This is a genomic window from Thermomonas brevis, from assembly GCF_014395425.1.
In the GTDB taxonomy this organism is placed as follows: Bacteria; Pseudomonadota; Gammaproteobacteria; order Xanthomonadales; family Xanthomonadaceae; genus Thermomonas; species Thermomonas brevis.
The window spans coordinates 116,107-138,612 of sequence record NZ_CP060711.1; the positions used below are offsets into that span (position 1 = coordinate 116,107).

General features: G+C 67.8%; 23 protein-coding genes and 1 pseudogene. 7 read left to right on the forward strand and 17 right to left on the reverse strand.

Annotation, left to right across the window (positions count from 1 at the left end):
* Window positions 1–56 precede the first annotated feature (56 nt).
* On the forward strand, window positions 57–3,266 hold the full coding sequence (locus tag H9L17_RS00520; RefSeq protein ID WP_187570478.1) for a glycosyltransferase: 3,210 nt from the start codon (window positions 57–59) through the stop codon (window positions 3,264–3,266).
* A 20-nt stretch (window positions 3,267–3,286) separates the two neighbouring features.
* On the forward strand, window positions 3,287–4,642 hold the full coding sequence (locus H9L17_RS00525; RefSeq protein ID WP_187570479.1) for a glycosyltransferase family 2 protein: 1,356 nt from the start codon (window positions 3,287–3,289) through the stop codon (window positions 4,640–4,642).
* A 55-nt stretch (window positions 4,643–4,697) separates the two neighbouring features.
* On the opposite strand, the gene H9L17_RS00530 is transcribed toward H9L17_RS00525, so the two are convergent.
* The 15 genes and pseudogenes from H9L17_RS00530 to H9L17_RS00595 all read right to left on the reverse strand — a co-directional run bounded on the left by H9L17_RS00530 (window position 4,698) and on the right by H9L17_RS00595 (window position 16,853).
* The gene (locus H9L17_RS00530; RefSeq protein WP_187570480.1) at window positions 4,698–4,907 is read right to left on the reverse strand and encodes a BrnA antitoxin family protein; all 210 of its coding nucleotides are present in this window, start codon (window positions 4,905–4,907) and stop codon (window positions 4,698–4,700) included.
* Between the two features lie 10 nt (window positions 4,908–4,917).
* The gene (locus H9L17_RS00535) at window positions 4,918–5,196 is read right to left on the reverse strand and encodes a BrnT family toxin (RefSeq protein WP_187570481.1); all 279 of its coding nucleotides are present in this window, start codon (window positions 5,194–5,196) and stop codon (window positions 4,918–4,920) included.
* Window positions 5,197–5,428: 232 nt separating this feature from the next.
* Complete coding sequence (gene flgL / locus H9L17_RS00540; RefSeq protein WP_187570482.1) at window positions 5,429–6,637, reverse strand: flagellar hook-associated protein FlgL; 1,209 nt, start codon at window positions 6,635–6,637, stop codon at window positions 5,429–5,431.
* Window positions 6,638–6,647: 10 nt separating this feature from the next.
* Window positions 6,648–8,534, reverse strand: coding sequence for a flagellar hook-associated protein FlgK (gene flgK / locus H9L17_RS00545; protein WP_187570483.1), 1,887 nt, complete (start codon window positions 8,532–8,534; stop codon window positions 6,648–6,650).
* A gap of 3 nt (window positions 8,535–8,537) precedes the next feature.
* Entirely contained in the window at window positions 8,538–9,512 is a 975-nt protein-coding gene (gene flgJ, locus H9L17_RS00550; RefSeq protein ID WP_187570484.1) for a flagellar assembly peptidoglycan hydrolase FlgJ, read from the reverse strand.
* A 34-nt stretch (window positions 9,513–9,546) separates the two neighbouring features.
* Window positions 9,547–10,644: a flagellar basal body P-ring protein FlgI gene (locus H9L17_RS00555; protein WP_187570485.1), complete on the reverse strand. Its 1,098-nt coding sequence runs from the start codon at window positions 10,642–10,644 to the stop codon at window positions 9,547–9,549.
* An 11-nt stretch (window positions 10,645–10,655) separates the two neighbouring features.
* On the reverse strand, window positions 10,656–11,375 hold the full coding sequence (locus H9L17_RS00560; RefSeq protein ID WP_187570486.1) for a flagellar basal body L-ring protein FlgH: 720 nt from the start codon (window positions 11,373–11,375) through the stop codon (window positions 10,656–10,658).
* Between the two features lie 8 nt (window positions 11,376–11,383).
* Complete coding sequence (flgG, locus tag H9L17_RS00565; protein WP_187570487.1) at window positions 11,384–12,169, reverse strand: flagellar basal-body rod protein FlgG; 786 nt, start codon at window positions 12,167–12,169, stop codon at window positions 11,384–11,386.
* Window positions 12,170–12,227: 58 nt separating this feature from the next.
* Window positions 12,228–12,974, reverse strand: a complete 747-nt coding sequence (locus H9L17_RS00570; RefSeq protein WP_187570488.1) for a flagellar basal body rod protein FlgF — start codon at window positions 12,972–12,974, stop codon at window positions 12,228–12,230.
* Window positions 12,975–13,019: 45 nt separating this feature from the next.
* A complete protein-coding gene (flgE, locus tag H9L17_RS00575; protein WP_187570489.1) occupies window positions 13,020–14,234 on the reverse strand; it encodes a flagellar hook protein FlgE in 1,215 nt (404 codons plus the stop codon).
* Between the two features lie 34 nt (window positions 14,235–14,268).
* Window positions 14,269–14,943, reverse strand: a complete 675-nt coding sequence (locus tag H9L17_RS00580) for a flagellar hook assembly protein FlgD (protein WP_187570490.1) — start codon at window positions 14,941–14,943, stop codon at window positions 14,269–14,271.
* A 2-nt stretch (window positions 14,944–14,945) separates the two neighbouring features.
* Window positions 14,946–15,353, reverse strand: a complete 408-nt coding sequence (gene flgC / locus H9L17_RS00585) for a flagellar basal body rod protein FlgC (protein WP_187570491.1) — start codon at window positions 15,351–15,353, stop codon at window positions 14,946–14,948.
* Between the two features lie 23 nt (window positions 15,354–15,376).
* Window positions 15,377–15,679 carry a flagellar basal body rod protein FlgB gene (gene flgB / locus H9L17_RS00590; protein ID WP_425507432.1) on the reverse strand — a complete coding sequence of 101 codons (303 nt, stop codon included), beginning with the start codon at window positions 15,677–15,679 and terminating at the stop codon, window positions 15,377–15,379.
* Window positions 15,674–15,739: pseudogene (flgB, locus tag H9L17_RS16205) on the reverse strand (flagellar basal body rod protein FlgB); the annotation flags it as partial. The gene flgB (H9L17_RS00590) and the pseudogene flgB (H9L17_RS16205), both read right to left, overlap by 6 nt.
* 199 nt (window positions 15,740–15,938) lie before the next feature.
* Window positions 15,939–16,853 carry a chemotaxis protein gene (locus tag H9L17_RS00595; protein ID WP_187570493.1) on the reverse strand — a complete coding sequence of 305 codons (915 nt, stop codon included), beginning with the start codon at window positions 16,851–16,853 and terminating at the stop codon, window positions 15,939–15,941.
* 97 nt (window positions 16,854–16,950) lie between these two features.
* Here H9L17_RS00595 and H9L17_RS15965 point away from each other — a divergent pair, with 97 nt between their 5' ends.
* The 5 genes from H9L17_RS15965 (at window position 16,951) to H9L17_RS00615 (ending at window position 19,415) form a co-directional block, all read left to right on the forward strand.
* Window positions 16,951–17,388, forward strand: a complete 438-nt coding sequence (locus H9L17_RS15965; RefSeq protein ID WP_246455120.1) for a hypothetical protein — start codon at window positions 16,951–16,953, stop codon at window positions 17,386–17,388.
* Window positions 17,385–17,465: a hypothetical protein gene (locus H9L17_RS16210; RefSeq protein WP_425507433.1), complete on the forward strand. Its 81-nt coding sequence runs from the start codon at window positions 17,385–17,387 to the stop codon at window positions 17,463–17,465. Before H9L17_RS15965 ends, H9L17_RS16210 begins: the two co-directional genes overlap by 4 nt.
* A gap of 83 nt (window positions 17,466–17,548) precedes the next feature.
* The gene (gene flgM / locus H9L17_RS00605; protein ID WP_187570494.1) at window positions 17,549–17,854 is read left to right on the forward strand and encodes a flagellar biosynthesis anti-sigma factor FlgM; all 306 of its coding nucleotides are present in this window, start codon (window positions 17,549–17,551) and stop codon (window positions 17,852–17,854) included.
* Window positions 17,851–18,189, forward strand: coding sequence for a flagellar protein FlgN (locus tag H9L17_RS00610; protein WP_187570495.1), 339 nt, complete (start codon window positions 17,851–17,853; stop codon window positions 18,187–18,189). The genes flgM and H9L17_RS00610 overlap by 4 nt, the downstream gene beginning before the upstream one ends.
* On the forward strand, window positions 18,186–19,415 hold the full coding sequence (locus H9L17_RS00615; protein ID WP_187570496.1) for an ATP-binding protein: 1,230 nt from the start codon (window positions 18,186–18,188) through the stop codon (window positions 19,413–19,415). The genes H9L17_RS00610 and H9L17_RS00615 overlap by 4 nt, the downstream gene beginning before the upstream one ends.
* Here the strand turns inward: H9L17_RS00615 and H9L17_RS00620 are convergent.
* Together H9L17_RS00620 and H9L17_RS00625 are read right to left on the reverse strand one after the other, a co-directional pair.
* Window positions 19,412–21,169 carry an EAL domain-containing protein gene (locus H9L17_RS00620; protein ID WP_187570497.1) on the reverse strand — a complete coding sequence of 586 codons (1,758 nt, stop codon included), beginning with the start codon at window positions 21,167–21,169 and terminating at the stop codon, window positions 19,412–19,414. The genes H9L17_RS00615 and H9L17_RS00620 overlap by 4 nt on opposite strands.
* On the reverse strand, window positions 21,166–22,416 hold the full coding sequence (locus tag H9L17_RS00625) for an HD-GYP domain-containing protein (protein WP_187570498.1): 1,251 nt from the start codon (window positions 22,414–22,416) through the stop codon (window positions 21,166–21,168). The genes H9L17_RS00620 and H9L17_RS00625 overlap by 4 nt, the downstream gene beginning before the upstream one ends.
* Window positions 22,417–22,506 lie beyond the last annotated feature (90 nt).

The window sequence follows — 22,506 nt, forward strand, 5'->3', positions numbered from 1 at the left end:
TGCAACATGTTCCCCCCTCCGGACCGGGTGAATTGGAGCAAGCCAGAGCTTGGCTGATGCAGGAAGGAATCGTTGCCACGCCGCGCGTGCTGGCGGTGCTGGCGCAAGTGCCCGACATTGAATCGAACGAGCCCGCGCAAGCCGTGTTGGCCGACGTCGTCGCGGTGCTGCTGGACGGGTGCGAACGGGGAGAGTTGGCCGGCGTGATCTCCGTGTTCGCGGATTGCCCGCCCGCACTTGCGAAAATGGCGCTGGCCCTGCTCACGGCGGCGTTCTTCCCGGATGGGAAAATCGTTCCCGCCGAGTTCGACGATTCGGCGATTCTGTGTTTTTCGCTGTTCGTTGCCGTCGCAGGCCAGCCTGCCGATGCATTGGATCTGATCGGCTTGACGGTGAAAGAGCGCAAGGGCGAACGGTTCGCCGCCAATGCCGCTTTGCTGCGCGCGCATATCGAGAAAGGGCCGGGCGGGGGCCTGCCGCTCTCACAAAGAGAGCGCGTATCTGAAGCGGAACGCAACGCCATAGTGCTCCAGGTTCGGCAGCATGAGGCCCGACGGCGTGAGGCGGCGGTCAACAAACAACCCAAGGTTCACTTGGCCGAAAAGCACATGCGCAACTGCGCGTTGCTGCTCGACCGTGGTCAGCTGTTGACCAAGCTGCCACGCGGCGGCACCGTGGCCGAACTCGGCGTGGATCGTGGCGACTTCAGTGCCCGGATCCTTGAACTGACCCAACCGACGCGCTTGCACCTGGTCGATCTGTGGGGATCCGAGCGCTACCACGGCGGCCTGTTCGACAGCGTCAAGCAGCGCTTCGGCACAGAGATCGCCGATGGCCGCGTACAGGTGCATCGCAAGATGTCGGTGGATGCCGCAGACGACTTTGCCGACGCCAGCTTCGACTGGATCTACATCGACACCGACCATTCTTACGAGACGACCGCTCGGGAACTGCGCCGCTTCGCCTCCAAGATCAAGGATGGCGGCTTGATCGCCGGCCACGATTACTGCATGGGCAACTGGGCCAACGGCTACCGCTACGGCGTGATCGAGGCGGTGCATGAATTCTGCGTCAAAGAGAACTGGGAGCTCGTTTATCTGACCGCCGAGCCGCTTGAATCACAGAGCTTCGCGATCCGGCGCATCCGGCAAGACGCCGGCGAGTACGAGTCAGCAAAACCCGCAACAACTCCCCGCGCCCTGATCTACATGACGGCCAGAAACTGTGAACGCTATGTAAGCGACAGCCTGCGCAGCCTCGCCAGTCAGACCCACGACAACCTGCATGTACTGTTCATTGACGATGCCTCGGACGATGCCACCGGCAACATCGCCTCCGGATTGCTGGAAGAGCTGTTCCCAGGGCGACACAGCTTCATCCGCAATGACAGCCATTGGGGGAAGGCGCGCAACGCCCATGTGCATCTGCGCGCCCTTGCGTCGGACGCCACCTTCGTTGCAATCCTCGATGGCGATGACCACCTGATCGTCCCCGACATCCTCGCGCGCGTTGCGGAGCAGTACGCGCTCGGCACGGATGTTGTCTGGACCAACTACGTCACCGACCAGAACAAGGTCGGCCACTGCGGCCCGCTCGACCCGCGCCGCTCGCCGCGCCATCAAGGCTGGAAGAGCAGCCACCTCTTCACTTTTCGTGCCGAGTTGCTGGCCAATGTCGGCGAGAACTATTTCAAGGATGAGAGCGGCGCCTGGTTCATGTCGGCCTGCGATTGGGCGATTGCCTATCCCATCCTCGATCAAACCCGGCGCTATCACTACATTCCCGAGAGCACCTACCGTTACACCACCAGCAACCCGCACTCGCATCACAACAGCGATCCTGATAACCCGCCGCAAGCAGGCAAATTCACTTCCGCATTGCAGAAGCATAACGCCAAACAAGTATTGAACAAATCGCCGCTGCCCTGCTTGCGTGACCTACCGCAGGAAGCCTCCCGCCCGGTCCCGCCCAAAGAAGTCCGCCCAACGACCTCCGAACCTCCTGAACTGGAGAAAGCCAGAGCGTGGCTGACGCAGGAAGGCCTCGTCGCCACGCCGCGCGTGCTGGCGGTACTGGCGCAAGTGCCTGTCATCGAAGCGAACGAATCGACACAGGCCATGCTGGTCGACGTGATCGCGGTGCTGTTAGACGGGTGCGAACGGGGAGAGTTCGCGAGCGTGATCTCCGTGTTCGCGAACTGCCCGCCTGCACTTGCGAAAATGGCGCTGACCCTGCTCACGGCAGCGTTTTTCCCGGACGGCAAAATCATCCCAACCGAGTTCGACGATTCGGCTGTTCTGTGTTTCTCGCTGTTCGTTGCCGTCGCAGGCAAGCCTTTCGAGGCGATGGAACTAATCGACTTGACGGCGAAAGAGCGCAAGGGCGAACGGTTCTCCGCCGATGCCGCTTTGCTGCGGGCGTACGTGGCGGATTTGAAAATGGAGGATATGAGCGATTTCAGGGGCTTCTTCATCAACCTGGACCGCTCGGCCGATCGAAAGAACGCGTTGGAAAGCACGCTTGAACGATTAGGACTCAATGGCGTAGTGAAACGATTCCCCGCAATGGAAGGCGACAGCCGACCCAGCGCGATCTCGCCGAACGAATTGGGGTGCTTCCTGTCGCATCAGCGGGTCATCGAGACAGCGGATCCCGAACGGCATCTGCTGGTGTTCGAGGATGACGTCTGGTTCCCGGCGCAGTTTCAGCGCTATTTCCAGATCGCGCAGCGACTGATGGCCAACGATACGTGGGACATGGTTTTTCTCAACATGAGCGTGAACTTTCTGCAGGTAAGCCGTGTGCAACGACTGATCCGGGCCAAGAGACAGCTCGGCGACATCCATACACCAGCTTTTTCACAGTTCGGCCTGAACGATGCGAGAGGCCTATATGACTTCGGGATGATGGCGTATGTGGTCCGCAAGGGCGCGCAGGCGAAAATCGGCGCGATCCTCGCCGAGGCGGCGCATGGTGGCTACCAGCAACCGATCGACAATGTCATCGGCGCGGCGATCCGCACCGGCCGGATCAAGGCCAGCATACTGTTTCCCTATATCGTCGGGATCGACCAGAGCCTGTCCGTCGCGATCTCCGACCGCAAGAAGCGAAATTTGCTGTTCAACGACATCGTGAATCTGTTCGTAGCGGGTGTCGACACCCAGGCGTTGACTGCACGCGCCGTGGCGGGCGCCCACGACGAGCCATTCGACGTCGATGCCTACGTGCAGAGCCAACTTGTCTATCGATGGCTGGCGAACGCCTAGCCAAGGAGCCATCTTCAATCATGCAGCCATTGCCTCCCGGACTTGCCGAACTGGAACAAGCCAGAACATGGCTGACGCAAGAAGGCATCGCCGCCACACCGCGCGCGTTGGCTGTGCTGGCGCAAGTGCAAGACATCGAAGCGAATGAGCCAGCGCAAGCCGTGCTGGCCGACGTGATCGCAGTGCTGTTGGATGGCTGCGAACGGGGAGAGCTGGCGAGCGTGATTCCCATGCTTGCGGATTGCTCACCTCCGCTTGCCAAAATGGCGGTCGCCATGCTCGCGGCGGCGTTTTTCCCTGATGGAAATATTGTTCCGGCCAAGTTCGACGATTCGGCTGTCTTGTGTTTCGCACTGTTTGTCACCGTTGCGGGCCAGCCTTTCAAAGCCCTGGAGCTGATCGACTTGGCGGCGAAAGAGCGCAAGGGCGAACGGTTCGCTGCCAATGCCGCTTTGCTGCGTGCATATATCGAGCAAGGCCCGGGCAGCGGCCTGCCGCTCTCCGTGATCGTCCCCAGCTACAAGGGGGACGACTGGATTCTCGACGGTCTCGATTCGCTTGCGGAGCAGTCGCTGCCGTGGAGCAGGTACGAGGTGATCGTGGTGGTCAACGGGCCGCGCACCCAAACCCCGGAGCTGATCGAGTCGTGGCTTGCCCGCCATCCCGGCTTCCCGCTGAAAGTGATCGTCACCGAGAAGGCCGGGGCCGCCCACGCCCGCAACCTCGGGCTGGATGCGGCGCAGGGCGAGTACGTCGTCTTCATGGACGACGACGACCGGGCTGGGCGCACCATGCTGGAGGCGCTGCTGCGTAACGCCGCGCCTGACGTGGTGCCCATCGTTCCGGTCGGCTTCGTCACGAACGACTGGCAACATCCGCAAAACGACAATTGGTGCAATCGCAGCATTCTTCCCCTGCTCGGACATATCTCGCCATGGCAGGATCTCAGGCACTCGGGCGTACACGTGTGGGGGAAAGCATGGCTTCGCAAGCGTGCCCTACTGGCGCGATTCAACGAGGATGTGATGACGGGGGAAGACTTCGTATTCACCCTTGACTACGTGAACGTCGCACCCAGCGCCTTGGCGCCGGTTTCGCCGGGCCACGAATCGTCTTACCTGTGGTGGCATCGCCCCGGCTCCCTGTCCGTCAGGGCCGCGGACATGAACGACTGGGATAAGCACGTCGAGCCGTGGCTGAAGGTGGTCAAGGCACTCGCCGCAGCGAGGCCCACCTCGACCGCAGCCGCCGCACTCCAGAAGTACATGGTGCCCAAGGTGGTGGACACGTTCCTGAGTGCTTATCTGCAACGGCACCCGGAGGACATGCAGCGCATGGTCGATGCGCTGACGGAGCGCGGCGTCAAGGTTGGATAGCGTCTGAATTAAGCTACGCACCGAAGGGGCATCGGCTCGAATGAATTGTTAGCGCCTACTTCCATGAAAGGTTGAGTGTGCGATGTTCTGCCGCGCAGTCACGCAGATACAGATTGATCAAGCTCTGGTAGGGGATGCCAACCTTCTCTGAAATCGACTTGAAGTAGTCGATAGCGTCACCGTCCAGGCGAATGGTGATTTGCTTCTTAAGTTGAGAAGCGTAAGGGTTCTTCTTGGCTTTGGAGAAATCGTATTCCTTGCGCATGTTGCACCTGTCAGTACTGACGAGATTCTGGTTTTGTTGCCTTTCTGGCGGAGATGATACGGATGGAGTTGTTCTGTTCGCGGTAACAGTGACAGACCACCAGCAATCGTAAGTGGAGGTTGAGGCCGAGGAGGATGAACCGATCCTCATCTTCCGAATGGTCCGGGTCAGGGATGATTTTTGCTTGTTCGTCAGCGAAGACTGACCTCGCCTCGGCGAAGTCGATGCCATGCTTCTTGAGGTTCGCGGCGGCTTTGGCCGGATCCCACTCGAAGTGAAGTTCGCTCATGTGACGATCATAACTACGATGTAGTTTGATCGCAACCAGCCGGCTGCAGGCGTTGCCGGGGGGTGCTTCCTCAGAAGACCTCAAGATGCGGCTTCGAAATAATCCTCATGCGGGAACCCTGGTCCCAAACATTGGACTAAGCAAGGTCCCCATTCACGTCCTCGCCCTCTTGTCGTTCCTTGTGAAGCAGTCGTCCAGCACGCATTCCCCGGTATAAGCAGAACGGCGATGCTCAAAGCAGATCGAACAACGAACTCCGCTGTATGCGCGCCATCAGCTGCTGAGCCGCATCCAGCGCGGCCTGGCTGAGTTGCAGTTGGCTGATGGCTTCCACCGGGTCGGTATCGCGCAGGTTGGACAGCGCTTCCGACAGGGTGATGCCGTCGGCACTGCGCGAGGCGTCGGCGCCGTCGAGGTCGTTGCGGCGGATGCCGGTGGCGGAGCGGATGTCCAGCAGGTGGTCCTGAGCGGACACCAGGTCCTTCTGGCCGGCGCGCAGCGCATTGGTGCGGCGGGCCACGTCGGCGTCGGTGCTGCCGGGCGAGTCCAGCGCGTCGATCAGGTTCTGCAGGGTGGCGAAGATGTCCTGGTTCGGCGCCTTTTCCAGCGTGAAGCTGTCGCCCGCGGCCGGCGCGCCGGTGACGTTGAACTGCACGCCCTGCGCGGTGATCGCCTGGCCCGGCGTCCATGCGCCGGCCACCGGCGGGCTCAGCGGATTGCCGCTGCCGTCCAGCACTTCGTAGCTGTCCGGCGTGGGGAAGCTCAGTTGCAGGGTGCCGCCGTTCCACAGCGCCTGGTTGGTGACCTGCGCGGAGCCCAGCACGCCGCTGCCGGTGTTGCCGGCGCCCGCGAAGGCGCGACTGATGCCGTCGCCGGTGGCGACGCGCAGGAACACCGCGCTGCCCGGATCTGTGTCGGCGACCGCCACCGACGGCGCCACGTCCACGTCGTTCTGGCCGTCGTCGCCGAGGTAGATCACGTTGCCGTTGCTGTCGGTGAACGGCGCCACGCCGTCGCGGTTACCCGCGAACAGGCTGCGGCCGGTGCCGTCGTCGCGATTGGCGATCTGCAGCAGGCTGGAACGCAGACCGCGCATTTCCACCGCGATGGAATGCAGGTCGCTGTCGCTGAGGATGCCGTTGCTGGCCTGGATGGTCAGGTCGCGCGCGCGCTGCAGCACGTCGCCGGCGTCGGACAGGGCCGACTCCTGGCTGCGCAGGCGGTTGCTCAGCACGGTGCTGTTGCTTTCGAACTGGTCGAGGCTGGCGAGGGTGTGCTCCAACCGCAGAGCGCTGGACATGCCGACCGGGTCGTCCTCGCCGCGGGTGAGCTTCACGCCGGTGCTGATTTGCTGCTGCAGCTTGCTGATCTCGCTCTGCCGGGTGCGCATCGCGTTCAGCGAATTGAAGTGCATCTGGGCGGTGGAAATGCGCATCGACATGGAGGCGGCCTCAGCGGCGGACGGCGGAGAGCAGGGTCTGGAACATGGTGTCGGCGGTGGCGATCACCTGGGCGGCGGCCTGGTAGGCCTGCTGGAAGCGCATCATGTCGGCCGCTTCCTCGTCCAGGTTGACGCCGGAGATGGATTCGCGCTCGGCGGTGACCTGGTCGTCGATCGCCTGCTGCGCTTCCAGGTTGAGCTTGGCGTGGCGGGCGTCGCCGCCCACCCGGCCGGCGAGCTGCGACATCGCCGCGGTCACGTCGGTGGTGCCGCCGTTCAGTACGTCCTTGGCGTCCACCACGGCCAGCAGGCGCGCGTTGCCGTTGTCGGACGAGCGCGGCCCGGTGCGGCCCAGATTGATTTCGTCGCCGGCGGCGGGCGTGCCGTTGATCGTCAGCGACCAGCCGCTGCCGCTGATGGTGGCGCCCGGCGTGTAGGTCATCGGCGGGCCGCCGTCGACGCTGTAGGTGGTGGCGTCGAGGAAGGCGATGTTGGCGCCGGTGAAGCCGGCGAACAGCGCCGGATCGGTGATCTGCGCGTTGCCGCCGGTGATGTTGCCGGTGTTGCCGGTATCCAGCCCGACCGTCATCGGCGAGGCGGCGGCGATCCCGTCGCCATCGTCCAGCGCCAGGGTGATGCCGCCGCTGGCGGCGGCGGTGGGCTGCAGCAGGAAGCGGTCGCCGGCGGAGGCCGTGCCGGACAGCACCAGTTCCACGCCGTCGACCACGAACGGATCGCCGGCGACGCCGGTGCCGGTCATCGTCACCGGCTGGCCGGTGTCGGCGCGGGTGGCGCCCCAGTTGGTGCCGTCGAAGCGCAGCACCACGTTGTTGCCGGTCAGCGCGCCGACATCGCCGATGCCGGCGGAGAAGCTGGCGGTGCTGGCGGGGTTGTTGCCGGCATGCGCGTTGAGCTGCGGCGGCGGCAGGGTGAAGAAATCGCTGCCGGGGTTGCCGGCATAGTCGACGCCGCCGCGCTGCACGGCGTTGAACGTTTCGGCGAAGGCGGTGGCCAAGCGGCCGAGCTCGGCGCGCGCCGGATCGAGCACGCTGCTGCGGAATTCCAGCAAGCCGCCGATCTCGCCGGACAGCGCGCCGGCCGGCAGCGGCACCGTGCCGGCTTCCGTCTTCACGGCCAGCTGCGAACGGTTGGCCTGGTACGGGTCGGCGACGGTGGCGAGCTGCATCGCCTTGTTGCCCAGCACCATCGGCTGGCCGCCGGTGGTGAAGACGTTCATCGCGCCGTTGTCCTGCATCACCGTTTCCGCGCCGACCAGCGCGGCCAGCTGGCCGACGCGCAGGTCGCGCTGGTCGAGCAGGTCGGGCGAGACGTTGGCGCCGGCGGAGACGATGTCGCGGTTGAGGTTGGCGATTTCCCCGGCCAGCCGGTTGGCGGAATCGACGCGGTCCTTGAGGCTGGATTCGACGTCGCTGCCGATCTGGCTCAGCTGGTTGTCCAGCATGTTCCAGCGGGTGGTCAGCTGCTTGCCGGTGGTCAGCAGCTGGTCGCGGGCGGCGCTCGAGGTCGGATTCGCCACCAAGCCCTGGGCGGCGTTGAAGAAGCCGGACCAGGCGCTGCCCAGGCCGGTATCGGCGCCGGTGATCAGCCCGTCCACCCGCGACGCCAGGCCGGACATCTGGGTCAGCCTGCCCATCTCGCTGGAGCTGTCGAGCTGGCGCGCGTAGACCAGGCCGTCGGCGAGGCGGCGCAGGTTGTCGACATCGACGCCCTGGCCGATGTTGAGCAGGGAGGTCTGGCCGGGGCGCGCCTCGAACTCCACGCGCTGGCGGCTGTAGCCGGGCGTGGCCGCGTTGGCGACGTTGTGGCCGACGGTCGCCAGCGCGCGCTGGAAGGCGATCAGAGCGGAGGTGCCGGTGCCGAGCACGTTGGTCGTCATCGTTTATCCCTCCAGCCCGGCCAGCGCGCGGCGCAGGGTGGCGCCGTCGGCGATGGCCACGATCTTGGCCGCGTAGGCCGGGTCGGTCGCGTAGCCGGCGCGTTGCAACGCCTTGGCGAAATGATGGACGTCGCCGCCGGTGCCGCGCGCCTGCGCGTAGCGCGGGTTCTGCAACAGCCTGGTGTAGTCGGCGAAGCTGTCGGCGGGACTTCCGTAGCTGCGGAAGGCGGCGCGCGCGCTCACCCGCTGGCCGTCGACATATTCGTGGGTGGCCGATTCGACCTTGCCGCCGCGCCAGCCGCCGCCGGCCTTGATGCCGAACAGGTTGTGCGAGGTGGCGGTGCCGTCGCGTCCGGCCAGGCGCCGGCCCCAGCCGGTTTCCAGCGCGGCCTGCGCCACCAGCGCCTTGGCCGGCACGCCCAGCTCCGCCGCCGCCTTCTGCGCGTGCGGCCAGACCGAGCGGGCGAAGGCTTCCGGGCTGCTGCAATCCAGCGGCGCGTTCTCGTCGCAGGTCTGGGTCGCCAGCATCGGCGGACGCGGCATCGCCATCGCCTGCATCGACCTGCCGCTGCTGGCCGGGGCGAGGGTCAGGGAATCGCCGCGCAGGCCGGCCGGCAGCGGCAGGCCGGAGGGCGTGTCCGCCGCCGGCAGCGCCATCGAACCGCCGGACGCGCGCAGCGGCAGCGGGCCGGCGGGCGCCTGCGCCGAGGCGTTCGCGCGGCCGTCCAGCTGGCGAACGATCATCGGTTGCAGGCCCAGCCCGCGGCCCTTGGTGAGTTCCTTCGCCAGCGCCTGGTCGTACATGTCGCGATAGGTGCTGTCGCCGCCGAACGGATCGCCCGGCGAGGCGCTGCGCATGCTCTTGATCAGCATCTGCGCGAACTGGCTTTCCAGCCCGCGCGCCGCTTCCTCCACCCGCGCGCGCGGCGTCGCTTCGGTGCGTTGCAGGGGCAGGGCGGTGGCGGCGGGCAGGCGCATGTCTAGCGGGGATGCAAACGGCGTGCCGTCGGCATCAGATCACTTCCAGTTCGGCGCGCAGAGCGCCAGCCTGCTTGAGTGCTTCGAGGATGGCGACAATGTCGCCCGGCGCCGCACCCACCGCGTTCACCGCGCGCACGATCTCCTCCAGCGAGGTGCCGCCGCGGAACAGCACCATGTGGCTGCCCTCGGCGTTGGCGCTGACGCTGGACTGCGGCGCGACCACGGTGTCGCCGCGGCCGAACGCGCCCGGCTGGCTGACCTGGGTGGATTCGCTGATGGTGACGGTGAGTGAGCCGTGCGCCACCGCCGCCGGCAGCACGCTGACCTGGCCGCCCATCACCACGGTGCCGGAGCGGGCGTTGACGATGACCTTGGCCGCGGCGGTGCCCGGGTCCACGTCCAGCGCCTCCAGCGCGGCGAGGAAGCCGATGCGGTCGCCCGGCGGCGGGGTGATCTCGATGGTCACGCCATCCAGCGCGCGGGCGCGGCCGGGGCCGAAGGCGCGGTCCACCGCCGAGACGATCCGCGCGGCGGTGGTGAAGTCGGCCTCGTGCAGGTTGAGGGTGACGTTGCCGGCATTGGCGGCGGCGGGAACGGAGCGCTCGACGATGGCGCCGGAGGGAATCCGCCCGCCGTTCGGCGCGTTGACCGAGATCCGCGAACCGTCGCGCCCGGAGGCGCCGAAGCCGCTGACCACCAGGTTGCCCTGGGCGATGGCATAGACCTCGCCGTCGGCGCCCTTGAGCTGGGTCATCAGCAGGCTGCCGCCGCGCAGCGAGCCGGCGTTGCCGATCGAGGACACGGTGACGTCGATCGGCTGGCCGGGCTTGGCGAACGGCGGCAGCTCGGCGTGCACGGCGACCGCCGCCACGTTCTTGAGCTGCGGGTTCACGCCGGGCGGGATCGCCACGCCCAGCTGGTCGAGCATGGTCTTCAGGCTCTGCACGGTGAACGGTGTCTGGCTGGTGCGGTCGCCGCTGCCGTCCAGGCCGACCACCAGGCCGTAGCCGATCAGCGGGTTGCCGCGCACGCCGGCCACCTGCGCCAGATCCTTGACGCGCTCGGCCTGCGCCGGGGACAAGGCCAGCGTGCAGAGCAGGGCGGCAAGCGCGGTTGCAATACGTTTCATCGTCGCCGGCCTCAGTACGGGAACAACGCGGAATTGAAGAAGCGGCCCAGCCAGCCCATCGCGTTGGAGCGGGCGATGGTGCCGCGGCCGCCGTAGACGATGCGCGCGTCGGCCACGCGGTCGGAGGTGATCCGGTTGTCGGTTCCGATATCGGCCCGCCGCACGATCCCTTGAACCTGCACCAGCTCGTCGCCCTGGTTCAGGCGCAGCTGCTTGTCGCCGCGCACCAGCAGGTTGCCGTTGCCGAGGTCCTGGATCACCCGCACGGTCAGCTGGCCGGCCAGTTTGTTGCTCTGCGCGCTGTTGCCGGTGCCGGCGAAATCGCGCGCGCCGTCCACCGACGCCGACAGGCCCGGCACGACGGCGCCACCGATGCTGGGCGCGGCGAAGTCCAGCCCGCTCTTCTTGGTGACCGCGGTATTGGCCTGGGTGGTGGCGGTGGTGCTTTCGACCAGCACGATGGTGAGCAGGTCGCCCACGTCGCCGGCCTTGTTGTCCTGGAACAGGCGCATGCCCTTGCCGGAACGCGAGGCGTAGATGGAGCCGCCGCCGTCGCCGGGGCTGGGGCCGTTCCGCGTCGGCAGCGGCGCGGGCTCCGCCGCGTACGCTGCGATGGGCGCGTCGAACGGGCGCACGTCGCCCTGCAGGCGGTTGACGCTGGCGCACGACGCCAGGCCGAGGACGGCGGCGGCGAGCGCGGCGGCGCGGGCAAAGGAAACGACGCGGTTCATCGCGGTGCTCACACGTTGTTGTTGAGGAAGCCCAGCATCTGGTCGGTGGTGGAGATCGCCTTGGCGTTGGTTTCGTAGGCGCGCTGGGTCTCGATCATCGACACCAGCTCCTCCACCACGTTGACGTTGGAGGCTTCCAGCGAGCCCTGGATCAGCCGGCCCATGCCGCCGGTGCCGGGGCCGCCGGTCTGGGCCGGGCCGCTGGCGCCGGTTTCGGCGTAGAGGTTTTCGCCGAGCGACTGCAAGCCGGCCGGATTGACGAAATCGGCCAGGGTCAGCGCGCCGATCTGCACCGGCGCCGTCTGCCCGGCGATCTGCACGCTGACCGTGCCGTCGGCGCCGATGGTCACGCTCTGCGCGCCCTCCGGCACCTGCAGGCCCGGCTGCACCGGGTAACCCTCGTTGGTGACCACTTCGCCCTGCGCATTGATCTGGAAGCTGCCGTCGCGGGTGTAGGCGGAGCTGCCGTCCGGCATCAGCACCTCGAAGAAGCCGCGGCCGTTGACCGCCACGTCCAGCGCGTTGCCGGTCTGGTTGAGGTTGCCCTGCGCGAACTGCTTGGCGGTGGCCGCCACCCGCACGCCGGTGCCGACCTGCAGGCCGGTGGGCAGCTGGGTCTGCTCGGAGGTCGCGCCGCCGGGCTGGCGGATGGTCTGGTACAGCAGATCCTCGAAGCTGGCGCGGTCGCGCTTGAAGCCGGTGGTGTTGGTGTTGGCGAGATTGTTGGAAATCACCGCCATCTTGGTCTGCTGGGCGTCGAGGCCGGTCTTGGCGATCCACAGGGACTGGGTCATGGCGGCGTTCCTTTCGATTCAACGGTTCAACGGGGCGATCCGGACGGATCGGGAAACATCAGCGCGACGACACCAGCGAGCTGCTCGCACGCGCGTTCTCGTCGGCACGCTGCAAGAGCTGTACCTGCATCTCGAACTTGCGCGACAGTTCGATCATCGACACCAGCGCGTCCGCCGCCTTCACGTTGCTGTCCTCCAGCGTGCCGGAGGTCAGCGAGGCACCGGTGGCGGGCTGCGGGACGAAGCCGGTGCGCGGGCGCATCAGGCCGTCGTCGCCGCGTTCCAGGTCGGTGGTCTTCGCCGCGATCACCTGCAGCCGGCCGGCCTCGGTGAGCGTGGAGGGCGGCTGGCCCTGCGGGACGATGGAGATCGTGCCGTCGGCGCCTATGTCCAGACTCTGGTTGGGCGGGATCGACAGCGGCGCGCCGTCCGCGCCCAGCACCAGCTGCCCACGCGAGGTGGTGAGCAGGCCGTTGGCGTTGATGGCGAGGTCGCCGGCGCGGGTGTAGGCGGTGCCGCCCGCGGCGTCCTGCACCGCCAGCCAGCGCTCCTGGTGCATCGCCACGTCCAGCGGGTTGCCGGTCTGGTGGATCGCGCCCATCCGCGCGTCCACGCCCAGCGTGCGCGCCTCGGTGGCGACGCGCGAGGGCAGGCCGGGCCCCGCCACCGGCGCGGCGACGGTCGCGTCCAGCGTGGCCTGGAAGCCGACGCTGTCGGCGTTCGCCAGGTTGTTGGCCACGGTGGCCTGGCCGCGCAGCATGGCGCTGGCGCCGGTCATCGCGATGTAGAGGGCTCGGTCGGTCATGGCGTGCTCCGGTCGCCCCCGCGCGGGCGGGGGCGGGGCGGCTCATCAGCGGATGTTGATCACCGTCTGGGTGATCTGGTCCTGGGTCTGGATCATCTGCGCGTTGGCCTGGTAGTTGCGCTGCGCGGTGATCATGTTGACCAACTGCTCGGTCAGGTCGACGTTGGAGGCTTCCAGCCCGCCGCCCTGGACCGCGCCGAAGTCGGCGGTGCCGGCCTGGCCGCGGCGCGGCTCGCCCGAGTTGTAGGTTTCCGCCCAGACGTTGTCGCCGATCGACTGCAGGCCCTGCGGATTGACGAAGTTGGTCATCGCCACCTGGCCCAGCGGCTGCACCACGCCGTTGGTGTAGCGCGCGGAAATCACGCCCTCGGGCGAGGTCTCGATGCCGGTCAGGCGGCCGGTGGAATGGCCGTTCTGGGTCACGCCCAGCACGCTGAAGTCCTCGCCGTACTGGGTGGAACGGCCCAGATCCATGGTGATGCTGAGCGGCGCCGACCCATTCGTGGTGGGCGTGGCGGGCAGGGTGACCTGGCCGGGCGAGGGCGAGGTCAGCGCGCCGGAGCTCGAATACTGCAGCAGCTGCGGGCCGCCGACCGCATTACCGTCGACGAAGGTGTGCATCTCCCACTCGTTCGGGTTGGCGGTCTTCACGAAGTACATCGACTGGCTGTGCGAGGCGCCCAGCGAGTCGTACACCGTCACCGAGGTGGTCTCGTTGTAGCTGTTCGGGTCCAGCGGATCGAAGGCGATGGCCGGCTGCGCGGCGTCGGCCGGCAGGTTGGTCTCCACCGTGACGCTGCTGGTGGCGGCCGGCGGCGCGTCGCCGGTGGGCAGCTGCAGGTCGCTCATGCGGCCGGTGTCGAAGCCGCCAGCGGTGTTCGGCAGGAACACCTGCAGGCGGTGGCCGGCCGGGTTGGTCACGTAGCCGTCGCGGTCCGCGCCGAAGTTGCCGGCGCGCGAATAGACCGTCGCGCCGTTGTTGGAGAGGGTGAAGAAGCCTTGCCCGGAGATCGCCAGGTCCAGCGAGCGGCCGGTGAAGTCGATGTTGCCCTGGCCGAACTGCTGGGCCACCGCCTGCAAACGGACGCCCGCGCCGGTGGCGACGTTGGACAGGCCGTAGGCCGACACCGCGAACAGGTCGCCGAACTCCGCGCGCGACTGCTTGAAGCCGGTCGTGTTGACGTTGGCGATGTTGTTGGAGGTGATGTTGAGGTCCTGGCTGGCGGCGTTCATGCCGCTGACGGAGATGCGAAAGCTCATGGTGCGCTCCTGGGAAAAGGGGGTGCGGCGGCGGTCAGCTGCCGATGCGGCGGACGGAGGAAAGCGGCATGCTGCCGAGGCCGGCGAGGTTCAGCACCAGCCCTGTCGGTTCGATCGAAACGCTGTCGATGTGCGCGGCGAGGCGCACCGCGAGCGCCTCGCTGTCCTCGCCGCTGCCGCTGGTGGCGCGGAAGGTGTAGGTACCGGCCTTGGTCGGATCGCCGTTCGCGTCCTTGCCGTCCCAGCTGAACTGCACCGGCCCGCTGCCGGCGGCCTGCATGTCCACGCGGCGCACCACCTGGCCGGCGGCATCGACCACTTCGACGTGGATCGGCCCGGCCTGGGTGGCGACGATCTCGCCGCTGACGCCGGCGCCGGCCTGCAGCTGCACCTTGTCCACTTCCACCAGCGCGTCGCGGCCGACCAGATTGGCGGCGCGCAGCGACTGGTCGTTCTCCATCACGCTGGCCATGGCGGACATGGCCTGCTGCATGTTCTCAATGCCCTGCACGGTGGAGAACTGCGCCAGCTGGCCCAGGAACTCGTTGCCCTTCAGCGGGTTGAGCGGGTCCTGGTTCTTCATCTGCTCGGTCATCAGGCGCAGGAAATCGGCCTGGCCCATGCCGTCCGACTGGCTGGCATTGGTGGTGGGGAACGCGTACTGCGCGTACGCGCTGTCGGTATTGGTGGCGGAATTGACGGTGCTCATGCTCAGCGGCCCATGCTCAGGGTGGCGACGGCCAGTTCCTTGGCGCTGTTGAAGACCTCGACGTTGGCCTGGTAGCTGCGCGAGGCGGAGATCATGTCCACCATCTGCGCCACCGGATCGACGTCGGGCGCGTAGACGTAGCCCTGCGGGTCGGCCAGCGGATTGCCCGGGTCGTAGCGGCGGACCGGCGCGGCGTCGCTTTCGCGCACCTCCAGCACCTGCACGCCGGCCAGCGTCGGGTCGCCCTGCACGGGCTCGGCGGAAAACACCGGCTGCTTGGCGCGGTAGGCGCCCTCGGCGGTGCCGGCGACGGTGTTGGCGTTGGCGAGGTTGCTGGCGACGGTGCTCAGGCGCACCGACTGCGCCTGCATCGCCGAACCGGCCACGTCGAAGATCGGGAGATTGCTCATTCAGACGTCCTCACTGACCGGCGTCACTGACCGGTAATCGCGGTGAGCATGGTTCTCACCTTGGATTCGACGAAGGCCATCGAGGCGCGGTATTCCAGCGCCGCCTGGGCGTAGGTGGCCTGCTCGCGCTGGGTATCGACGGTGTTGCCGTCCATGCTCGGCTGCACGCCGGGACGGGCGTAGCGGGCTTGCGACGCGGCGGCCTCCAGCGCATTGGTCCCTTCGCCGGCGGCGGGGGACAGCGCCGCCTGCAGCGCGCTGGCGAAATCCAGGTCCTGCGCCTGGAAGCCGGGGGTGTCGGCGTTGGCCAGATTGGAGGCGAGCACCTGCAGGCGCTGCTCGCGCAGGACCAGTGCGGTGCCGTGGATGCCAAGGAAATCGCTCATGCGCCCCTCCGTCGGGGGTGTGTTCGCATGTCGCGATGCAATCGACGTGCCAATTACCGTCGGGCCACCCTGTTGGCGCCCGCAAGGGCAGTCGCCAAGCGGCGGGCCTGGGCGGGAAATCCCGCGCCGGAGAGATGGCGGGATCAGCCCGACCTAAGGAACTTGATTTCCATCAAAATCAAGTTGATAGATGACTTTCTTAAGCCAGTTTGGAAAGCCTGCCCCGGATCCGGTCGGCCAACTCCTGCTGGGAGTACTTCGGCACGAAGTCGTCCGCCCCCACGCGCTCCACCATCGCATGGTTGAACACGCCCGACAGCGAGGTGTGCAGCAGCACGTAGAGCCCGCTCAGGGCCGGGTCGCGACGGATTTCCGACGTGAGCGTGTAGCCGTCCATCGAGGGCATCTCGATGTCGGAGATCACCATCGCGTAGCGCGCCACCGGATCCTGCCCGCTGGCCACCAGCTGCTTGAGATGGTCCAGCGCCTGCCGCCCGTCGGAGAGCTGGGTGCAGGTCAGGCCGAGCTGGTCGAGCACGTTGCGGATCTGGTTGCGGGCCACCCGCGAGTCGTCCACCACCAGCACCTCGCGGCTGCCGGCGACGGCCACCGGGACGATCTCGACGGCCGTGGCCGGCGGCGGCAGGGCCTCGGCCAGCACGCTTTCCACGTCCACCAGCTGGATCAGCTCGTCGTGGTAGCGGGTCACGCCGGTCAGGTAGTGCGGGTCGCTGCCCAGCTCCGGCGGCGGCTGCACGTCCTCGACCGCAATGTTGACGATGCGGTCCACCGCCGACACCAAGAAGCCCTGCACGGTGCGGTTGAACTCGGTCACCACCAGGTAGTTGGCCTGGCCGTCGCTGGGCTGGCCGATGGCGCTGGCCAGGTCCAGCACCGGCACGCTGCGGCCGCGGATGTCGGCCGCGCCGAGGAAGCCGCCCGGCAGCTGCGGCATGGTGAACAGGGTCGGGCGCGGCAGGACTTCCTGCACCTTGAACACGTTCACGCCAAAAATCTGACGCCCTCCCAGCCGGAACAGCAGCAGGGCCAGCCGGTTGTGGCCGGCCAGGCGGATGCGTTGGTCGATGCGGTCGAGCAGTTGGTTGCGGTGCATGACGCCATTGTCGGCCCGGATCGCGCGAGCTTGAGCCCGGCACGCTTCTTGCTGCAAGCGGGCGGACGCCACCGTTCCGGCGAATTGAAGAAGCACGATGGGTTTTCCGCACAACAGCCTGATTTTCCTCGCGATGCTCGCCGCCTGCACCGGCGTACGGGCGCAGCAGGCGACGCAGCCGCTGCAGCCGATCCGCGACGCCGCCCTGGCCGCGCTGCAGGCCGATGCCAACGCCCAGGCCATGGTCGCGCCGGGGCTGCGCCTCGCGCCGTGCGGCCAACCGCTGGCCGCGACCGCCAGCGGCCCGGCGGTGGCCGAGGTGCGCTGCCCGGACACGCCGGGCTGGCGGCTGTACGTGCCGGTGCGCCGGGCGACGGTCGCGGCCGCTCCCGCGCGGCCGGCCGCTGAGGAATCCCCGGAATCGGCCGTTATGGTGAAGCGGGGCGACCCGGTCGTGCTGCGCTCCGGCATCGGCGGCACCGAGGTCCGGATGGGGGCAGGGCGCTGGGACAGGCCCGCGCCGGCGGCATCCTGAACGTCGAGAACGACAGTTCGCACCGGATCATCCGCGGCCGGCTGGCCACCGACGGCACGGTCGAGGTGGTCAATTGAAGTTTTTCCCGGTTTTCCCCTAAAGTCCGGCGTTGGCCGGCCGATAGAACGTACGAAATCCCCCTGACCGGAGTCCCCCAGCCATGACCACGAAAATCGAAGGCGGCCTGCCGGCGAAGCCCGTGGAGGCGTCCGTCGTCAGCGAATCCCAGGCCCGCGCCGGCAGCCCGCGCGAAGCCGCGACCGCAACGCCCCCCGTGGACAGCCTGCGCCTGACCGGCGAAGCCGTCGGCCTGAAGGCCATGGCCCGCGACCTAGCCACGCCGTCCAAGCTGGACATGGCGCGGATCAAGGAAATCCGCAACGCCATCGACTCCGGCAGCTACCAGATCAACCCGCAGGACATCGCCAACCGCCTGCTGGCACTGGAACGCGAACTGCTGCAATGAGCCTGCTGGCCGAGCATCCGCTTGACGCGCTGGAATCGGCCCTGCAGGCCGAGCGCCGCGCCCTGCTGGAACACGACGTGGACGCGCTGCTGCGCTCCACCCAGGCCAAGCTCGAAGCGCTGTCCGCCGCCGAACGCGTTGCCGGCAGCGCCGACATGGCCCGCGTCGGCGAACTGCACGAACTCAACCGCGCCAACGCGGTGCTGCTGGCCCGCCGCCGCCGCGAGGTGGCGTGGACGCTGCGCCACATCGGCCGCACCGAGGCCAGCGGCGTCTACGACGGCTCCGGCTACGCCAACGCACGGGCGCAGTCGCGATGGCTGGGTAGCGGATGACAGACGACATCGCGCCGCCCTCGCTCTGGAGCGGCGACGCGGTCTGGGCCGCCAGCGCGATCAACTTCCCCGTCCTGTTCCTCGACGGCGATCGGCTCGTGCACGACGCCAATCCGGCCGCTCGCGCGCTGGCGGAGAAGCTCGCCCCGGGCAGCGGCCCGGAAACCCTGGTGGGCATGGTGTCCGACACGGACTGGGCCACCGCAGTCCGGCAGGGGCACTGGCAGGGCGTGGTCCGGCCGGAGCACATGCCGCCGCTGGCGCTGGAGATCCACTGCGGCCACGCGCCGGACAGCCCGCACTGCATCATGGTGGTGCTCGACATCAGCGAGCGCGGCGAGCGCAAGCGGCAGTACGAGGAGCTGCAGCGCACCGTCGACCGCCTGGCCAGCACGCAGGAACAGCTGCTGCAGTCGGAGAAAATGGCCTCCATCGGCCAGCTGGCGGCGGGCGTCGCCCACGAGATCAACAACCCGATCGGCTACGTCGGCTCCAACCTCGGCACGCTGCAGGACTACGGCACCGCGCTGATCGCGCTGGTCGAGAAGTACCACGAAGCGCTGTTCTCGGACGACCCGGCCGCGCACCGCGACGAGCTGCTGCAGGCGCGCCAGCGGCTGGACATCGACTACATCGTCGGCGACCTGCCCAGCCTGCTGAACGAGTCGCGCGAGGGCATCGAGCGGGTCACCAAGATCGTGCAGGACCTCAAGGGGTTCTCGCGAGTGGGCCGCGACCGCCAGATGCAGCCGGCCGACCTGCTGCAGGGGCTGGACTCCACCCTCAACATCGTCTGGAACGACCTCAAGTACAAGGTCCGGCTGGAAAAGCACTACACCGCGCTGCCGCCGGTGGAGTGCCTGGCCTCGGAGATCAACCAGGTCTTCCTCAACCTGCTGCTCAACGCTGGCCAGGCCATCGAGCAGCGCGGCACCATCGTGCTGGCCAGCGGCTGCGACGACAGCGAGGCATGGATCAGCATCACCGACAGCGGCTGCGGCATTCCGCCGGAAGCGATGTCGCACCTGTTCGATCCGTTCTTCACCACCAAGCCGATCGGCCGCGGCACCGGCCTCGGGCTGGCGATCTCCTACGGCATCGTGGCCAAGCACCACGGCCGCATCGACGTGTCCAGCCGGGTGGGGCAGGGCAGCACCTTCCGCGTGGTGCTGCCGATTCGGCAGCCGCGCGACGGGCAGGAAGAGGGCGCCGACCGCGCCGGCTAGGGCCGGTCGCTGTGGCTGCGGCGCTGCTCGACCAGCCGGAACGCCGCGCGCACGTGCTCGCGCAGGTCGGCATCGTCCCAGGGCTTGATCAGGAAGCGGTAGGCCGCGTCCTGGTTGATCGCCTGGCTGATCGTTTCGAGGTCGGTGTAGCCGGACAGCGCCAGCCGCACGGTGTCCGGGTAGAGGTCGCGCACGCGCGCCAGGAACTCGGTGCCGCTCATGTCCGGCATGCGCTGGTCGGACAGCACCACCTGCACGTCGTTGCGCGCCAGCAGGTCGAACGCCTCGCTCACGCTGCCGGCGGTCAGCAGGCGGTAGCCGTCACGGCGCAGCAGGCGCACCAGCGAGCGCAGCACGTTCTCCTCGTCGTCCAGCAGGAGCAGCGTGCGGGACGGCTGCATCGCCGCGCTGTCCTGGAATACGTGCGGCAGCAGGAAGCGGCGGCGCAGCAGTTCGTCGATGTCGGTGCCGGGCAGGGGCGGGCTGAACAGGTAGCCCTGGAAGAAGTCGCAGTGATGGCGGCGCAGGAAGCCCAGCTCGGCGTCGGTTTCCACGCCCTTGGCCACCAGGGTCATGCCCAGCTTGTGGCCCATCGCGATGATCCCGCGCACCAGCGCCGCGCTGCGCGGCTGGCTGGTGATGTTGCGCAGGAAGCTGCGGTCGATCTTCAGCCGGTCCAGCGGATGCTGCGCCAGCGCCGCCAGGCTCAGGCCGCGCATGCCGAAGTCGGCCAGGGTCAGCACCGACCCCAGCGCGCGCAGGCCGGCGAGGCTCTCGGCCACGTGCGGCGCGTCCAGCGACAGCACCGCTTCCGACACCTCGAACTCGATCGCGCTGCCGGACACGTCGTGCCGGTGCAGCAGCTCGCCGACCAGGTCCGGGCATTCCTTGCGGGTCAGCAGCGCGCCTTCCAGCGGCACCGACGCGTTGAGGTAGTCGATGCCCATGTCGCGCCAGCGATGCACCTGCCGGATCGCGGTTTCGATCGTCCACAGGCCCACCGCGCCGGCCAGCCCGGCGCGCTCCACGGCGGGCAGGATGCGGTTGGCGCGCAGCACGCCTTCCTGGGTGTTGTGCCAGCGCAGCAGCGAGCTGCAGGCGACGATGCTGCCGTCCTGCGCGCTCACCACCGGCTGGTAGTAGAGGCGGAATTCGCTCTGCGCGATGGCGTCCACGAACCGGTGGCCCTGGTGCTCGCGGCCGGCGTCGGCCACCGCGTCCAGCGGCGCGTCCGGCACGTGCACGGCTTGGCCGCCAGGCCCGCTGCGCTTGGCGCGGCGCATCGCCTGCTCGGCGGCGACCAGCAGGCTGGCGGCATCGTGCGCATGCTCGGGATGGACCGCGATGCCGATCGACAGGGTCACGTCGAGCACGAACGGCGGCACCTGCACCGGCGCGTCGAACGCCTCGCGCAGCCGCTCTGCAAGAGCCTCGCCGTCCGGCTCGCCCTCGCGGTAGGCGACCGCCGCGACGAACTCCTCGCTGCCCAGCCGCCACAGCCAGGCATCGTCGGGCACCGCCTGCACCAGCCGGCGCGCCACCACCCGCAGCGCCTGCTCGACGATGTTCTCGCCCAGCGTCGCGTTGATCGTGCCGATGCCGTCGACGTCGATATGGAGCAGGGCCAGCTTGCGGTGCGCGCCGTCCACCGCGGCGATCACCGAGTTCAGACTCGGCCCGCTGGCGCCGAGTCGGTAGATGTCCGCCGGTGGGACGCCGCCGATCGTCTGGTCTTCGGCCGTCGCGATGTTCAAAGCCAGAGCGCCTCGAGGTTGGCGAACCCCCATTGCTCCGGATTCTCCGGCCCGACGATGCTGTCCGTGCAGCCCGGATCGGCGAGGTCCAGCGTCCGCACCAGGATCTTTTCCCGCGAACGCAGCGAATAGAACACGCGCACCTTCGGCTTGAGCAGTGAGTCCGCACCCGGCTCCACGACCACAGCCAGGTGCCCGGACGCCAGCCGCACCAACGCGCCCAGCGGATAGATGCCCACCGATTTGACGAAGGCGTTGAAGACCCGCTTGTCGAAATGCCCGTCCCAGCGCGCCATTTCGCGCATCGCCACGGCGGGATCCCAGGGGCGCTTGTACGGCCGGATCGACGTCACCGCGTCGTAGACGTCGCAGACTGCGCCCATGCGCGCCAGAAGCGAGATCTCCGGCTCCTTCAGCGCGTGCGGATAGCCGCGGCCGTCCATCCGTTCGTGGTGGGACAGGGCGATGTCCACCACACCCGGCTCTGCGCCGCCTTCGCGCAGCGCCTGCGCGCCGGCCGCCGAGTGCGTCTTCATGATCGCGAATTCCTCGTCGGTCAGCTTGCCCGGCTTGTTGAGCACCTCCAGCGGCATGAACGCCTTGCCGAGGTCGTGCATCAATCCGCCGATCCCGGCCAGCCGGGTCTGCTCCTCGTCCAGCCCCAGTTGCCGCGCCAGCGCCAGCATCAGCGCCGACACCGCGACCGAATGCAGGTAGCTGTAGTCGTCGTGGCTTTTCAGCCGCGCCACGCTGAGCAGCGCCACCGGATTGCGCCACACCGACGCCGCGATCTCCTCGACCAGCGGCACCACCGTCTGCTGGCACACCGTATTCCCCAGCCGCAGCTCGCCGAACATCTCCTGGATCTGCTGCTTGCCGATCAGGCAGATGTTGCGCGCCCGCTCGAGTTCGGCGGCGAGCGCCACGGTTCCGGCAGCGACCGGCACGGCGCGGCGACCGGGGAGGGGATCGGCGTCCACGGCAGCATCGGGCAGCTCGACGGCTGCGCCGCTGAACGACGTGTCATTGGGTTCGCCGGCCGGATTCCCGTCCGGCAGCGGCGCACCCTTGGACTCGTCGATCCAGACGCTTTCGATGCCGGCGTCGAGAATGCGCCGGACGTCATCCTCATCCGTCAGCAGGAAGCTGTTGCGGAGGAACGGATGCTGCAGCCAAGAGCCGCCGATCTTGTACAGATACATGCCGACTTGCAGGCGCGCTGCCGGGATGCATCGGATCGAGGACATTACTGGCCAGTTAGGAAGAAGAAGTTGAGCGGATGCAGTCTATGCGAGTGAGGATGGCTTGGGCAGGCGTGCTGGCAGCTCATAGGCAAT